At 72.6% G+C, this 14,523-nt stretch carries 12 protein-coding genes; 8 read left to right on the forward strand and 4 right to left on the reverse strand.

Annotated features, from left to right (window positions below):
- Window positions 1-40: 40 nt before the first annotated feature.
- Window positions 41-1,642 carry a hypothetical protein gene (locus tag ACH4RC_RS33565; protein ID WP_398207606.1) on the reverse strand — a complete coding sequence of 534 codons (1,602 nt, stop codon included), beginning with the start codon at window positions 1,640-1,642 and terminating at the stop codon, window positions 41-43.
- A gap of 172 nt (window positions 1,643-1,814) precedes the next feature.
- Window positions 1,815-3,203: a transcriptional regulator gene (locus ACH4RC_RS33570; protein WP_398207608.1), complete on the reverse strand. Its 1,389-nt coding sequence runs from the start codon at window positions 3,201-3,203 to the stop codon at window positions 1,815-1,817.
- 390 nt (window positions 3,204-3,593) lie between these two features.
- Here ACH4RC_RS33570 and ACH4RC_RS33575 point away from each other — a divergent pair, with 390 nt between their 5' ends.
- From ACH4RC_RS33575 to ACH4RC_RS33595, 5 genes are all read left to right on the forward strand, one after another.
- Window positions 3,594-4,280 (forward strand): bifunctional DNA primase/polymerase, encoded by a 687-nt coding sequence (locus ACH4RC_RS33575; protein ID WP_398207610.1) that lies wholly within the window; start codon window positions 3,594-3,596, stop codon window positions 4,278-4,280.
- 82 nt (window positions 4,281-4,362) lie between these two features.
- Entirely contained in the window at window positions 4,363-5,145 is a 783-nt protein-coding gene (locus ACH4RC_RS33580; protein WP_398207612.1) for an ABC transporter ATP-binding protein, read from the forward strand.
- Complete coding sequence (locus tag ACH4RC_RS33585) at window positions 5,142-6,722, forward strand: transporter (protein ID WP_398207614.1); 1,581 nt, start codon at window positions 5,142-5,144, stop codon at window positions 6,720-6,722. Before ACH4RC_RS33580 ends, ACH4RC_RS33585 begins: the two co-directional genes overlap by 4 nt.
- Before the next feature lie 320 nt (window positions 6,723-7,042).
- Window positions 7,043-7,675 (forward strand): class I SAM-dependent methyltransferase, encoded by a 633-nt coding sequence (locus tag ACH4RC_RS33590; protein ID WP_398207616.1) that lies wholly within the window; start codon window positions 7,043-7,045, stop codon window positions 7,673-7,675.
- A gap of 132 nt (window positions 7,676-7,807) precedes the next feature.
- Entirely contained in the window at window positions 7,808-9,196 is a 1,389-nt protein-coding gene (locus tag ACH4RC_RS33595; RefSeq protein ID WP_398207617.1) for a PAS domain-containing protein, read from the forward strand.
- 14 nt (window positions 9,197-9,210) lie between these two features.
- Here ACH4RC_RS33595 and ACH4RC_RS33600 read toward each other — a convergent pair whose 3' ends face one another.
- Complete coding sequence (locus tag ACH4RC_RS33600) at window positions 9,211-9,975, reverse strand: SIS domain-containing protein (RefSeq protein ID WP_398207619.1); 765 nt, start codon at window positions 9,973-9,975, stop codon at window positions 9,211-9,213.
- A gap of 265 nt (window positions 9,976-10,240) precedes the next feature.
- Here ACH4RC_RS33600 and ACH4RC_RS33605 point away from each other — a divergent pair, with 265 nt between their 5' ends.
- Window positions 10,241-10,933 carry a metal-dependent transcriptional regulator gene (locus ACH4RC_RS33605; RefSeq protein ID WP_398207621.1) on the forward strand — a complete coding sequence of 231 codons (693 nt, stop codon included), beginning with the start codon at window positions 10,241-10,243 and terminating at the stop codon, window positions 10,931-10,933.
- Between the two features lie 535 nt (window positions 10,934-11,468).
- Window positions 11,469-12,332, forward strand: a complete 864-nt coding sequence (locus ACH4RC_RS33610; RefSeq protein WP_398207623.1) for an alpha/beta fold hydrolase — start codon at window positions 11,469-11,471, stop codon at window positions 12,330-12,332.
- A gap of 13 nt (window positions 12,333-12,345) precedes the next feature.
- Here the strand turns inward: ACH4RC_RS33610 and pdxH are convergent, their stop codons facing one another.
- Entirely contained in the window at window positions 12,346-13,050 is a 705-nt protein-coding gene (pdxH, locus tag ACH4RC_RS33615; RefSeq protein WP_398207742.1) for a pyridoxamine 5'-phosphate oxidase, read from the reverse strand.
- Window positions 13,051-13,308: 258 nt separating this feature from the next.
- On the opposite strand from pdxH, the gene ACH4RC_RS33620 reads away from it, so the two are divergent.
- Window positions 13,309-14,415, forward strand: coding sequence for a citrate synthase 2 (locus ACH4RC_RS33620; protein ID WP_398207625.1), 1,107 nt, complete (start codon window positions 13,309-13,311; stop codon window positions 14,413-14,415).
- Window positions 14,416-14,523 lie beyond the last annotated feature (108 nt).

Consider the following 14,523-nt stretch of genomic DNA (forward strand, 5'->3'; position numbering starts at 1 on the left):
TGACCCTCTACGCCTCTACGCCTCTACGCCTCTACGCCTCTTACAGCTGTACGGCGGTCCGCTCGGTGAGGCCGTACTTCGCGGCGATCTCGTTCCACATCTTCGAGGCCTTCGCCTTCTGCGTGGAGGCCGTCGAGCTGGCGGAGTCGCCCGCGTGGCGCTCGCCGGTCACCTTGGCGTGCCCCTTGTGGCAGCCCTTCTTCCCGGCCGCCTGGTCGCCCCACGCCGCGTAGTGGGTGTCCGCCGACGCGGACGCCTTCCACGCCTCGGTGAGCGCCGTCTTCAGCTCGGCGTTGGCCGGGAGCTTGTCGACCGCGAGGCCGTTGAGCCGCGTCACCAGGTTGTTGCGCTGGGTCGCGGCGTCCCGCAGGGCCTGCGAGGCCGGCCCGAGCTTCTTGCAGGCACCGATGTCGGCGACGGCCCCGACGACGGACTCGCGGCTGTTGCCCGAGTCGGCGAGCAGCTTGTCGAGGGCGACGGCCTGCTCCTTGGCCGGGTCCGCCGCGGGCGCCGACGACTGGGCGGAAGCGGCGGGGGAGGAGTTCGAGACGGTCTCGGTCGAGTCCGCCTTCTTGTCGTCGTCACCGCCGCTGCTGAGCATGGCGCCCGCGCCGATGCCCACGACGAGGAGGCCGACGCCGACCGCCGCGATCATCGGCAGCTTCGAACCGGTACGGCTCTTGCGGCGCGGCGGCTCGGGCTCGTGCGTCTGCTGCCGGCCGTACTGCTGCTGGGGCTGCTGGGGCTGCTGGGGCCGTCCGTACTGGTTGGGCGGCGGAGCCTGCTGGGCGTGCGGGTCGAACCGGGGCATCTGCTGCGTCGCCCCGGCCGCGCTCTCCGGCTCCGTACGGAACAGCGCGTCGAACTCGGCCGGCGGCTGCCGCTCGCCCGGCTCACCCGGCCGGACGTCGTACGCGGCACCCGGCGCCTGCTGATGCTGCGGCGCCTGGTGCATCGGCTGGGACGGCTGCGACGGCTGCGCGGGCACCGGCGGTATGTACTGGGTCGCCTCGCTGTCGGGGCCACCCGGCACCGCGTCGGGCAGCGCCCCGGGCATCGGCCGGCCGACCGCGCGGCCCAGGAACTGGGTGGCGTCGGGCGCGGGCGCCTCGGGCGGCAGCGGCGCGGCGGCGGGCTGCTGAGCCTGCTGCTGGTACTGCTGAGGCTGCTGCTCGTACTGCTGAGGCTGCTGGTGGTACTGCTGCGGCTGCTGCGGCTGCTGGGGTATCGACGGGATCGGCGCTATGTACTGCGTGGCGTCGCTGTCGGAGGCACCGCCGGGGATCCCCCCGGGAGCACCGGCGTACGGAGCGCCGTACGCCCCGCCCTGCGACGCGTCGTACCCACCGGGCACGGCAGGCGGCAACGGCTGCGCCTGATGTTGCTGCGGGGGCTGAGGCTGCTGCTGCTGTGCGGCCGGCTGACCCCACTCGTACGTCGGCATCGGCCCCGCCGCCTGCGCCTGCTGCGACTCGGGCCCCCACGGCTGGCCCCACGGGGACGCGCCCGCGGGCCCCGCCTGGTCGCCGAACGTGCCCGGCAACAGGGGCGCACCGCCGTCGGCGGGCAGCACGACGCCTTCATGCGCCTGCCGTGCCGCGGGAAGATGCGGATCTTCACCCTGTCCGCGCTGCTGCGTCACCGGGACTCCTACGTAGGGGGGTCGGAATCGTCGGCTCACGCTACCGGGTCCCCGGACGCCCGTGCTACGCACCTCAAATCCGGGGAGCCTCCCCCGCGACAGGAGTAACAAAACAAGCCTGGTGGGCGCTGTTTACCCAACCGCCCCGAGATCCTCGCCACGTTCCGGGAAATCAGGCGGCCTGGAGCTCCGTCCGCGCCCCGAACTCCCGTACGACGGCCTCCTCACCGAACGGTTCGAGCCGTTCCTTGAAGTCCTCCAGGTACTCCGCGCCCCGGTTGGACCGCAGTGTGCCGAGCAGCTCCACGGCGCGCAGCCCCGTGGCACAGCCCTGCTCCACCTCGCGCTGCTGCACCTGCGCCGTGGCGAGCAGGATCAGGCCGATCGCGCGCCGCCTGGCCCGCGACTCCGGATGCCCGTCGAGCGACTCCTGCGCGCATCGCGCCGCGTCCGCGTGCTGTCCCAGGTCGCGGTGGCAGTGCGCCAGTTCGTCGGCCAGATACGCGGGGCCGAAATGGCTGATCCACGCCGGGTCGTCCCCGGAGTCCGCCCGGCCGTCGGCCCGCTCCATCGCGTCGACCGCCGCGCCGGCGGCGGACTGAGCGGACCGGGCGTCCCCGAGAAGGGCGTGCCCACGCGCTTCGGCGGCATGGAACATCGCCTCCGCACGCGGTGTCACGCGCCCGCGCGCCCCCTCCTGCGCCGCGCGGGCGAGCTGTGCGATCTCCCGCGGGTTGCCGAGCTGCGCCGCCAAGTGGCTCATGGACGCGGCCAGTACGTAGCCGCCGTAGCCGCGGTCGCCGGCGGCCTGGGCGAGGCGCAGCGCCTGGATGTAGTAGCGCTGGGCGAGGCCCGGCTGCCCGGTGTCGACCGCCATGTACCCGGCCAGCTCCGTCAACCGCGCCACGGCGGCGAACAGTTCGCGCCCGACCGACTCCCGGTACGCCCCGGCGAGCAGCCCGCTCACGACGCTGTTCAGGTAGTGCACGAGCACCGGGCGGACGTGCCCGCTGCCGTACTGGTGGTCGAGTTCGGTCAGAGCGCGCGTCATGGCCCGTACGGCCGCCACGTCGGAGGGGCCGACCCGCGCCCCGGCCGCCCGCGCCACCTGCGGGTCCGGCACGGAGATCAGCCAGTCCCGGCTCGGCTCCACGAGGGCGGACGACGCGACCGACGCCCCGGACAGGAAGTCCCTGCGTCCTACGTCACTGCGCCACAGTTCACACACCTGCTCGACGGCGCCGACGACGGTCGGCGAGAACTGCAGACCGACCCCGGAGGCGAGGTTCTTGCCGTTGGCCATGCCGATCTCGTCGATCGTCACGGTCCGGCCCAGCTTGCGCCCGAGCGCCTCGGCGATGATCCCCGGCGCCCTGCCGCGCGGCTGCTGTCCGCGCAGCCACCGGGCCACCGACGTCTTGTCGTACCGAAGATCGAGACCGTGCTCCGCTCCGCACATGTTGACCCGGCGGGCCAGGCCCGCGTTGGAGCAGCCCGCTTCCTGGATCAGTGCTTGCAGCCGTTCGTTGGGCTGTCGCGCGACGAGTGGCCGTGCGGCCATGGCGTACCCCCTGCTGTGCCCGTCTCCCGGAATCCGGCTGCTCCGGCAGCCGGTCGTTGGATCACTGCCCGGCGGAGAAACGGAAGATGCACCACAAACGGGTACCAAACCGCGCACTGGGTGTGACACCACCCGTGGCGGACTCCCCACGCCCTCTGCCTCGTTCTCGGCTTCGTTCCTTGCTGTGTTCCTTGCGCTTCGTTCCTTGTTGCGCTGCGTTCCTTGCCGCGTTCTCTGCCTTGTCCTCCCACGGCACTACCCATCGCCCGCTGCCGCCTCGCGTGCGCGCCCCCATCCATGCATCCATGCGCCCCACATGCGGGAACGATGCTCCCGTGCCGCCCTCGCGCACGCCCGTAACCCGGATGGGCGACGGGAGTTGAGAACGTCGTGGAAGAGACCATCGCAGGTACATCGGACGTGACCGCCCCCGTCACCGCTGCCGGGCAGATCCCGCAACAGCGCGGAGATTCCCTGCTCGACACCGCCGTGCGCTATGCGGAGGAGCGGCACTGGGACGTGTTCCCCGGCACCTGGCTGGAGTTCGACGACGGCGTGCAGCACTGCTCGTGCGGCGACGCCCGCTGCACCGCGCCCGGCTCCCACCCCGCGCGCCCCGACTGGGCGGCGCAGGCCACCGGCAGCGCCACGGCCGCCCGCCGCCTGTGGGCCAAGACCCCGAGGGCGTCGATCCTGCTGCCCACCGGCCGCACGTTCGACGCGATCGACGTCCCGGAGACCGCCGGGTTCCTCGCGCTCGCCCGCATGAAGCGCATGGAACTGACGCTCGGCCCGGTCACCTGCACCCCCGACCGCCGCATGCAGTTCTTCGTCCTGCCCGGCGCCGGACTCAAGGTCCCCGACCTCGTCCGCAAACTCGGCTGGCCGCCCGCCTCCCTCGACCTGACCACCCTCGGCGAGGGCGGCTACGTGGCGGCGCCCCCGACCCGCTTCGGCAGCAAGGGCGCCGCCCAGTGGGCCTGCCGCCCCACCGCCGCCAACCGCTGGCTGCCCGACGCGGAGGAGCTGATCTCCCCACTGGCGTACGCGTGCGGACGCGAGGGACGACGCGGCTGAAGACCGCCGGTGACCGGACCGGCTCCGGGGGGCGGTCCGCGTAGGGTGCGCAGACGTACGCCGACGAAGGGAGCGCCCCCAGGTGACCTCCGCCGAGGAGACCGCAGCCGTACGCGTCCACGACCTCTGGAAGTCCTTCGGACAGCAGACCGCCGTAGCCGGGATCGAACTGACGCTCCCGGCGGGCCGGTTCATCGGGCTCGTCGGGCCGAACGGGGCGGGCAAGACCACCACACTCTCCATGGTCACCGGGCTGCTCCGCCCCGACCGCGGCACCGTGCACGTCGCCGGGCACGACGTGTGGGCCGACCCCGCCGAGGTCAAGGCCCGGATCGGCGTCCTGCCCGAGGGCCTGCGCCTCTTCGAACGGCTCTCAGGGCGTGAACTACTCGCCTACACGGGCCGCTTGCGCGGACTGCCCGGCGCCGAGGTCGACAAGCGCGCGGCCCAGCTCCTGGACGTGCTCGACCTCGCGCAGGCCCAGCACAAACTCGTCGTCGACTACTCGACCGGCATGCGCAAGAAGATCGGCCTCGCCGCGGCCCTGCTCCACAACCCGGAAGTCCTCTTCCTGGACGAACCGTTCGAGGGCGTCGACCCGGTCTCCGCGCAGACCATCCGCGGCGTCCTGGAACGCTTCACCCGCGGCGGCGCGACGGTCGTCTTCTCCTCCCACGTCATGGAGCTGGTCGAGTCGCTGTGCGACTGGGTCGCCGTGATGGCGGCGGGGCGCATCCGCGCGCAAGGCCCGCTGGCCGAGGTGAAGGGCGCGGCGCCCTCCCTCCAGGAGGCCTTCCTCACCCTGGTCGGTGCGAGCGGCCGGGACGACGGCACGACCCTGGACTGGCTGGGCGGCAAGCGGTGACCCGCGTCCTCGTCCAGCTCAAACTCGCCCTGCTCCGCAACGGCCTGCGCCAGTCCGCCGGACGCCGCGCGGCCTACATCGCCTCGGCCGTCGCCGTCCTGCTCGTCGCGGTGCTCCAGCTCCTCGGCCTGATCCTCCTGCACGGCACCGAGCACGCCGCCACCGTCGCCACGCTGCTCACGGCCGTGCTCGCGCTCGGCTGGGCGGTGTTCCCCCTCTTCTTCCCGAGCGGCGACGAGACCCTCGACCCGACCCGCCTCGCCATGCTCCCGCTCCACCCGGACCAGCTGGTGCGGGGCCTGCTCGTGGCGTCGCTCGTCGGCATCGGCCCGCTCTTCACCCTCACCCTGGCGGTGGGAGCGGCGTACGCGACAGCGGGTGACCCGGCCTCCACGGCCGTAGCGGTACTGGCGGTCCCCCTCACGGTCCTCACCTGCGTGGCGCTCGCCCGCGCCGTGGCCGCCGCGAACATCCGCCTCCTCACCAGCCGCAGAGGCCGCGACCTGGCGGTCCTCAGCGGTCTGGTCGTGGCGATCGGCGCGCAGCTCGTGAACTTCGGCGCGCAGAGGCTCGGTTCGGCGGGCGGGGTGGGGGCGCTCGACCCGGTGGCGCAGGTGCTGCACTGGGTCCCCCCGGCGTCGGCGATGGGAGCGGTGGAGGCGGCGGCGCGCGGCGCGTACGCGGTGTCGGCGGCGCGACTGTCCCTGACGGCAGCCGGTTTCATCGTCCTCCTGGGCGTATGGCGCAGGGCGCTGACCCGCCTGATGACGGCCCCCGACGGCTCGACGCTCGCGGCGGCGGAACCCACCCGGCGCGACCGCCGCACGACCGGCCCGCGCCGCCGCCTGCTCCCCGAGGGGCGTACGGGCGCGGTCATGGAGCGCGGCCTGCGCTATGTGTGGCGCGATCCGAAGACCAAGGCGGCCTGGGTGACATCCCTGGCCATCGGCCTGATCGTCCCTGTCTTCAACGCGCTCCAGGGCACCGGCTCCGTCTACTTCGCGTGCTTCGCCGCCGGGATGCTCGGCATCCAGATGTACAACCAGTTCGGGCAGGACACCTCGGCGTTCTGGACGGTGGCGATGACGATCTCCACCCCGCGCGACGCGTACGAGGAACTCCGCGCCCGGACCCTGGCCCTCCTCCTGATCACGCTCCCCTACGCGGCCCTCGTCACCGTCCTCACGACAGCGATGCTCGGCGCCTGGGCCGACCTCCCCGAGGTCCTGGGCCTCTCCTTCGCACTGCTCGGCGCGATGCTCGCGACGGGCGCCTGGTCCTCGGCGCGCTTCCCCTACTCGATCCCGCAGGAGGGCTACAAGAACGTGGCCCCCGGCCAGGCGGGCCTCGCCTGGATAGGGATCTTCGGCGGCATGGTGGCAGCGGCGCTCCTCTGCGCCCCCGTCCTGGCCCTCACGATCACCCTCCACGCCGCCGGCGCCGACACCTGGACCTGGACCCTGCTCCCCGTCGGAGCGGCCTACGGCGCCGCGGCGACCTACCTGGGCCTGCGCCTGGCGGCCCCGCGCACGGCGGCAAGGCTGCCGGAGATCCTGACGGCGGTGAGCAAGGGCTAGTACCCCGAAGACGCAGACGACCCGCGAGCCATGGTTCCTCCCGTACGAGACGGTCGGAAGCCGGCCGGACGTACCGGCGGCTCGCGGGTCGGGTGACTGCTTGGGAATAGGGCCGGCTGCACGCACGACACACGTGCTGGTCCGGCGCCGAATCCGAGATGCGACGTCGGGCCGCTAGCCCGCAGTCACCTCACGCGTCCGGTGTTCATACATCTGCCGAACCACCTCCCTTCCTGTGTACGGCCCACCTTAAGAAGCCCTCCTCCGCGCTTCAACCGGTTTTCCGAGACCTTGGGGATCGGCTGCTAGCTTCCCCCTCCATGACCGAACAGCAGGAGCGGACCAGGGCCGGGTACGACGGGGTCGTCGAGTTGTACGCGTCGTTGTTCGGGGCGCGGCTGGAGGGGCAGCCGTTCTCGCGCGGGATGGTTTCGGCCTTCGCCGGACTGGTACGGGAAGCCGGGGACGTGCGGGTGGCCGATGTGGGGTGCGGGCCGGGGCATGTGACGGGGCTGTTGGGGGAGATGGGGGTCGAGGCCGTCGGGTTCGATCTCTCGCCGGGGATGGTCGAGTACGCGCGGCGGGCCGAGCCCGGGCTGCGGTTCGAGGTGGGGCGGATGGAGGCCCTGCCGGTGGCGGACGGGGCGTTCGGTGGGGTGCTGGCGCATTACTCGGTGATCCATACGCCGCCCGGTGAGGTGCCCGCGCTGCTTGAGGAGCTGGTACGGGTGCTGGCTCCCGGGGGGTTGGTCCTGGTGTCGTTCTTCGCCGTCGAGGGAGGCGGGGAGGCGGTGCCCTTCGCGCACAAGGTGGCTCCTGCTTACAGCTGGCCCGTCGAGCGGTTCGCTGCGTTGATGGCGGACGCCGGGGCCGAGCCGTTCGCTCGGCTCGTGCATGATCCGCGGTCCGAGCGCGGGTTCCTCGACGCCCACTTGATGGCCCGCCGGAACTGAACCGCGCGGCACCGGGCATGCTGGTGGAGTGTGCTCACGGGATTCCGCGAAGTTGACCGAACCCCGTGTGGGATGCGTCACGTTCGAGTTGAATGATCTGGAGCAGTACACACAGCCTGCAGGGGGTGCCAGGTGAGTGCTTCCCGGCGTAGTGGGACCACCGACGCGCTCGGGCCCGACGAGCCCGAGCGGGACGGGGCCGATCTGCTGGCCGCGTTGCTGGACGGGATGGACGCCGCGCTCTGCGCCTTCGACGCCGACGGGGTCGTGACCCATTGGAACCGGGAGGCCGAGCGGATTCTGGGCTGGTCGGCGGCGGAGGCCGTGGGGCGGACCGGGTTCGCGGGGTGGGCCGTGCGCTCCGCCGACGCCGACGAGGTCCAGGGCCGGCTCCTCGCGGCCATGCACGCGCCGGGGCGGCAGGTGAACGAGTTCGCGCTCGTCACCAAGGACGGCGGGCGGGTGCTCGTACGGACGCAGTCCGCTGTCGTGCGGGGGGCCGACGGGAAGCCCGCCGGGGTGTACTGCGCCTTCAGCGAGGTGCACGCGCAGATCGATCTGGAGCGGTCCATCGCGCTGAGCGAGGCGCTGTTCGAGGACGCGGTGTGGGGTGTGGTCCTGGTCGACGCCGATCTGCGCCCCGCCGTGGTCAACGCGCACGCCGCGAAGGCGCTCGGCTCCGGGCGTACGGCGCTGCTCGGGCGGCCGCTGGGTGATCTGATCGCGCAGGGCGTGGAGGAGCTCGAGGGCGCGCTCACGCATGTCCTTTCGGAGGGGGTGCCGCCGCCTCCGATGGAGGTGTGGGTGACGTTGCGGCTGCCCGGTGAGGACGGGTCGCGGCAGGAGCGCAGATGCTGGCGGAGCGGGTTCGTGCGGCTCGCGTCGCCGCTGGCCGAGGAGCCGGTGCCGTTGGGCGTCGGGTGGCTGTTCCAGGACGTGACCGAGGCGAAGGTCATCGAGCAGGAGGCCGCGCAACTGCGGTTCCGGGCGCACCAGTTGCACCGGGCGGCGCGGGCCGCCGCCGAGTGCGAGGACCCGGGCGAGGCCGCGACCGTGCAACTGGACTTCGCGCTGGCCGGGTTCGCGGAGCACGCGGTGATCGATCTGGTGGTGAGCGAGGAGCCGCTGCGGCTCGTACGGGCGGCGGTGACTCCGTCGGGCGCGCCCGGGGCGACGCTGCTCGCGACGCGGAGCACGGTGCCGGTGCGGTACGGGGAGGGGCATCCGGCGTTGCAGTGCGTGGACCGGGCCGGTTCGGTGCGGGCCGCGGCACCCGATCCCGACGGGGCGGGTGCGGCGCGCTGGGCGGCGGCGCGGCAGTGGCCGGAGGGGTCGGTGTACGCGTTGTGCTCGGCGCTGCGCAGCCGGGGCCGGACGCTGGGCGTGGTGACGTTCCTGCGGGGCGCGAGCCGGACCGGCTTCGAGCGGGGGGACGCGATGTACGCGGAGAGCGTCGCCGTACGGATCGCCGCCGCGGTGGACCTGGCGCTGCTCGCGGCGGAGGGCCCGGAGAGGTCATAGGCGCCCGAGCCGGCTCAGTGCTGGTAGAAGATGCGGTCCCGGTACTCGGCGAAGACCCTGGCGTTCCAGGCGTGGCCGCCGTCCACGTTGCCCGAGCGGAGCAGGGGCGGCTGGATGCCGCGGTCGGCGAGGGTCGTGGCGCAGGTGGCGAGGGTGGCCTGCATGAGGGCGCTGGTGGTGACGGTGGAGGCGGAGGCGAAGGGGGCTTCGACGCCCTCGTGGTCGAGTTCCGCGTCGCCGACGTCGATCTTGGAGTCCAGGACGATGTCGCAGTGGTCGCGCAGGTACGTCCCGGAGACGTGGCGTGACTTCGGGGCGTCGGGCCCGCTCACGTAAGCGAGGGAGGTCACGCCGATGACCTTGAGGCCGAGGGCGCGGGCGTTCATGGCCATCTCGACGGGGAGGGCGTTGCGCCCGGAGAGGGAGATGATGACGAGCGCGTCGCCCGCGGTGGCGGGGCTGGAGTCGAGGACGGCGGCGGCGAGGCCGTCGACCCGCTCCAGGGCCGAGCCGAGGGTGGCGGGCATGACGTCGACGCCGACGGTGCCGGGGACGGCGAGCAGGTTCATCAGTGCGAGGCTGCCCGCGCGGTAGACGACGTCCTGCGCGGCGAGCGAGGAGTGCCCGGCGCCGAAGGCGAAGAGGCGGCCCCCGGCGACGACGGTGTCGGCGAGCAGCGTGCCGGCCGCGGCGATGTTCTCCGTCTCCTCGTCGCGGACCCGCTGGAGCAGGCCGATCGCGGCGTCGAGGTACTGCGTGGCCGGCTTGCTCTCGCGCATCGGCGTAGCCCCCTGAGTCGTGGTGTCGCGGATCACGGTGCGGTCTGGACCAGGGCCGTGTCAATACGTCCCCGGGCCCGCGGGGCCGCCGTTTCCCTGGTGCGGGACGGTTGTCAGCGGTATGCGTCAGAATTGAGGAGAGGGCGGGGCCCTGCTGACGATTCCCCCTGCGAGGGCGGAGTTCCGTGGGCACGGCCCGAGCGCAGGAGCGCCGTGGCGACCAGCGGGGCCGCACGCGGAGCAGGAAGCTACACGAGGGGCACGTATGTCCGGACTGATCGACACCACGGAGATGTACCTCCGCACCATCCTCGAGCTCGAAGAGGAAGGTGTGGTCCCCATGCGCGCCCGGATCGCCGAGCGGCTCGACCAGAGCGGCCCGACGGTGAGCCAGACCGTGGCCCGTATGGAGCGGGACGGCCTGGTGGCCGTCGCCGCCGACCGGCATCTGGAGCTGACCGACGAGGGGCGCCGCCTGGCCACGCGCGTGATGCGCAAGCACCGGCTCGCCGAGTGTCTCCTGGTCGATGTGATCGGCCTGGAGTGGGAGCAGGTGCACGCGGAGGCCTGCCGGTGGGAGCACGTGATGAGCGAGGCCGTGGAGCGCCGCGTCCTCGAACTGCTGCGGCATCCGACGGAGTCGCCGTACGGGAACCCGATCCCGGGCCTGGAGGAGCTGGGCGAGAAGGACGGGGCGGACCCGTTCCTGGACGAGGGCATGGTCTCGCTCGCGGATCTGGACGCGGGAGGGGACGGCAAGACGGTCGTCGTGCGCCGGATCGGTGAACCGATCCAGACGGACGCGCAGCTGATGTACACGTTGCGGCGGGCGGGCGTGCAGCCCGGGTCCGTGGTCAGCGTGACGCAGTCGCCGGGCGGGGTCCTGGTGGGCAGCAGTGGCGAGGCGGCGGAGCTGGCCTCGGACATCGCGTCGCACGTCTTCGTCGCCAAGCGCTGAGGTCCCAGCGCCGGAATCCGGCGTTCCGTGTGGTGCGCCGGCAGGTGTGCGGCGGGGGTCGGCCGGAGCCTCTCCTCACGTGGGGCGCCCGCCGCCGCGCCCGCGCGCAGAAAGCAAGATTCACTGTGCGGAATCGCAGCGGTGGGACGGCGGGCGTGCAAGGCTGTCGCGTGAGGCATATGACCGGAGGGGGCCTGGTATGGACCTGCCGTTCGGCGCGCGACGGGTTCGGGAAGTACGGGGCGTACGAGAAGGCGAGGGCCCCGGCGCCTTGCGGCGCCGGGGCCTGTCCTCCCCTGTGCTGACCCGGAGCCCCGAGCTCCCAGGGTCATCCCCTTCGGACCTTCATCCCCGAGCGGTCCGCCTCCCGAGGGAAAGATCCCCTCGGCGACGCAGGTCATTCCTTGAGCGACGTCACTCAAATGAGGGGTGTTGCCCCACCGCTTCATGGACAGCACCACGCTTTCGAAACAATGTTCGATAGCGTGCACGGGTACGCGACCGCAGGCGCGACCACAAGGGGGTGCCAGGGCCTATGGCGCAGCGCATCGACGTGACCGGGGCGGGCGGGGCCCGCCTGGCCGCTTGGGAATTCGCCGACCCGCCCAAGACGGGCAACGGCGTGCGCACACCGGGGGTCCTGTTACTGCACGGCTTGATGGGCCGGGCGTCCCACTGGGCGGGCACCGCGCGCTGGCTCGCCGAGCGGCACCGGGCGGTCGCCCTGGACCAGCGCGGCCACGGGCAGAGCGACAAGCCGCCGCAGGGCCCGTACGACCGTGAGGCGTACGTTCTCGACGCGGAGGCGGCGCTCGTCCAGCTCGGCCTGGAGCCGGCCGTACTGATCGGGCACTCGATGGGCGCCCTGACGGCCTGGCAGCTCGCCGCCCGCCGCCCCGACCTCGTCCGCGGCCTCGTCATCTGCGACATGCGGGCCTCGGCGCTCGGCGCCGCCTCGCAGCGCGAGTGGGAGGACTGGTTCAAGGCGTGGCCGCTGCCGTTCTCCACGCTCGCCGACGTACGGAAGTGGTTCGGCGAGGACGACCCCTGGGTGGAGCGGCCGAACCCCGCGCGCGGGGAGTTCTACGCCGAGGTGATGACCGAGTCCCCCGACGGCTGGCGGCCGGTGTTCTCCCGCCGCCAGATGCTGCAGGCCCGCTCCACATGGGTGTTCGACGCGCATTGGGAGGAGCTGGCCGCCGTGCAGTGCCCGGCGCTCGTCGTACGCGGGCTCGACGGGGAGCTGGGACGGGCCGAGGCACAGGAGATGGTCCGGGTACTGCCGCGCGGACAGTACGCGGAGGTGGCCGACGCGGGTCACCTCGTCCACTACGACCAGCCCGAGGCGTGGCGCACGGCGATCGAGCCGTTCCTGGACGGGGTCCTCGCGGAGCTGTGAGCCCGGGCCCCGCTTACGGGCTGAGGCGTTCGACGCGCCAGGACCCGTCCCCGGTGGCGACGTACCGCAGCCGGTCGTGGAGCCGGTTCTCGCGGCCCTGCCAGAACTCGACCTCCGACGGCGTGACGCGGAAGCCGCCCCAGTGCGGCGGCACCGGGATCTCCGCACCCGGCGGGTAGCGGCGGGTCAACTCGGCGTACGGGGCGTCGAGTTCGGTCCGGCCGGCCAGTACGGTCGACTGCGCGCTGGCCCAGGCGCCGAGCTGGGAGCCGTGCGGACGCGAGTGGAAGTACGCGGCCGTCTCCTCCCGCGACGTACGCGCGGCGGTGCCGGTGACGAGGACCTGGCGGTACATCGGGTGCCAGGGGAAGACCAGCGCGACGTGCGGGTTCGCGGCCAGGTCGCGGGCCTTGCGGGAGCCGTAGTTGGTGTAGAAGACGAAGCCGTCGTCGTCGTAGGACTTCAGCAGGACCGTACGGGAGCTGGGGCGGCCCTGGGCGTCGGCGGTGGAGACGACCATCGCGTTCGGCTCGGCCGACAGGGCGGCGGAGGCCGTCGCCTGCTTGAACCAGCGCGTGAACTGTTCCATGGGGTGCGGAGCGAGGTCGGACTCCAGGAGGCCGCCGTCGTCCGGGCGGTACTGCCTGCGCATGGCGGCGGGGTCGGGGGCGCGGTAACCATCGGCGTCGTGGGCGTTCACAGCGTCATCCTGCCGCAGTGAACACCCCGGGGGTGAGACATGGCACTCAGTGCCGCCAACTCTCGCCAAGAGTGGCACTGAGGGTTATCGTCCAGGGGCCGAATGACGCCGCGGTTCTCGGGGCATCACGGGGTTACCGACCCGGAGCGCGAGCCGCAGCGGCCGCGTATCCGAGGCCTCGGAGGAGCAGAGTAGCCAGCACAGTCCGCACCGTCCGTCTCACGCACACGTCCACGCAAACGCTGAAGCAGCCCATGCATGCAGAGGAGCCGCCTGATGTCCGACCCCGGCTTTGTACCTGGCCTCGAAGGAATCGTCGCGTTCGAGACGGAGATCGCCGAACCGGACAAGGAGGGCGGCGCCCTGCGGTACCGGGGCGTCGACATCGAGGACCTCGTCGGCCAGGTGTCCTTCGGGAACGTCTGGGGGCTGCTCGTCGACGGCGCCTTCGACCCCGGGCTGCCGCCGGCCGAACCGTTCCCCATCCCTGTCCACTCCGGTGACATCCGTGTCGACGTGCAGTCCGCGCTCGCCATGCTCGCGCCCGTCTGGGGCCTCAAACCGCTGCTCGACATCGACGAGGCGCAGGCCCGCGACGACCTCGCCCGCGCCGCTGTCATGGCCCTCTCCTACGTCGCCCAGTCCGCGCGCGGGCAGGGCGTCGCGATGGTGCCGCAGAGCGAGATCGACAAGGCGAAGTCGGTGGTCGAGCGGTTCATGATCCGCTGGCGCGGGGAGCCCGACCCCAAGCATGTCGCCGCCGTCGACGCGTACTGGACCAGCGCCGCCGAGCACGGCATGAACGCGTCCACGTTCACCGCTCGGGTCATCGCCTCCACCGGGGCGGATGTCGCTGCCGCGCTCTCGGGGGCCGTGGGGGCGATGTCCGGGCCGCTGCACGGTGGGGCGCCGTCGCGGGTCCTCGGGATGATCGAGGAGATCGAGCGGACCGGGGACGCGGAGGGGTTCGTCCGCAAGGCGCTGGACAAGGGTGAGCGGCTCATGGGGTTCGGGCACCGGGTGTACCGGGCCGAGGATCCCCGTGCGCGGGTGCTCCGCAGGACCGCGTGTGAATTGGGTGCCCCGCGCTTCGAAGTCGCCGAGGCGCTCGAGAAGGCCGCGCTTGCCGAGCTGCATGCCCGGCGGCCCGACCGGGTGCTTGCCACCAACGTGGAGTTCTGGGCGGCCATCGTGCTCGACTTCGCCGAGGTGCCGGCCCACATGTTCACGTCGATGTTCACGTGTGCGCGGACCGCTGGGTGGAGCGCGCACATTCTTGAGCAGAAGCGGACGGGGCGGCTTGTGCGTCCCTCGGCGCGTTATGTGGGGCCGGGGTCTCGTTCCCCGCGCGATATTGCCGGGTTCGCCGGGATCGCCGAGTAGCTCGGGGGTCCTGAGCGTCTGCCCCTGTCGCGCCATGCCCGAGCGCCGGTCGCCTCGTGGTTGCTCGCGCCGTTCCCCGCGCCCCTGAGGCGCGCATGCGCAAGGAGC

Origin of the sequence: Streptomyces sp. NPDC016845 (assembly GCF_044332585.1) — a bacterium.
GTDB lineage: Bacteria > Actinomycetota > Actinomycetes > Streptomycetales > Streptomycetaceae > Streptomyces.

What these genes read in the sequence shown, in the direction of transcription:
- ACH4RC_RS33605 (WP_398207621.1), top strand. Translation starts at nt 10,241, where the DNA reads ATGTCCGGACTGATCGACACCACGGAGATGTACCTCCGCACCATCCTC.
- ACH4RC_RS33590 (WP_398207616.1), top strand. Translation starts at nt 7,043, where the DNA reads ATGACCGAACAGCAGGAGCGGACCAGGGCCGGGTACGACGGGGTCGTC.
- ACH4RC_RS33620 (WP_398207625.1), top strand. Translation starts at nt 13,309, where the DNA reads ATGTCCGACCCCGGCTTTGTACCTGGCCTCGAAGGAATCGTCGCGTTC.
- ACH4RC_RS33570 (WP_398207608.1), bottom strand. Translation starts at nt 3,203, where the DNA reads ATGGCCGCACGGCCACTCGTCGCGCGACAGCCCAACGAACGGCTGCAA.
- ACH4RC_RS33610 (WP_398207623.1), top strand. Translation starts at nt 11,469, where the DNA reads ATGGCGCAGCGCATCGACGTGACCGGGGCGGGCGGGGCCCGCCTGGCC.
- ACH4RC_RS33600 (WP_398207619.1), bottom strand. Translation starts at nt 9,975, where the DNA reads ATGCGCGAGAGCAAGCCGGCCACGCAGTACCTCGACGCCGCGATCGGC.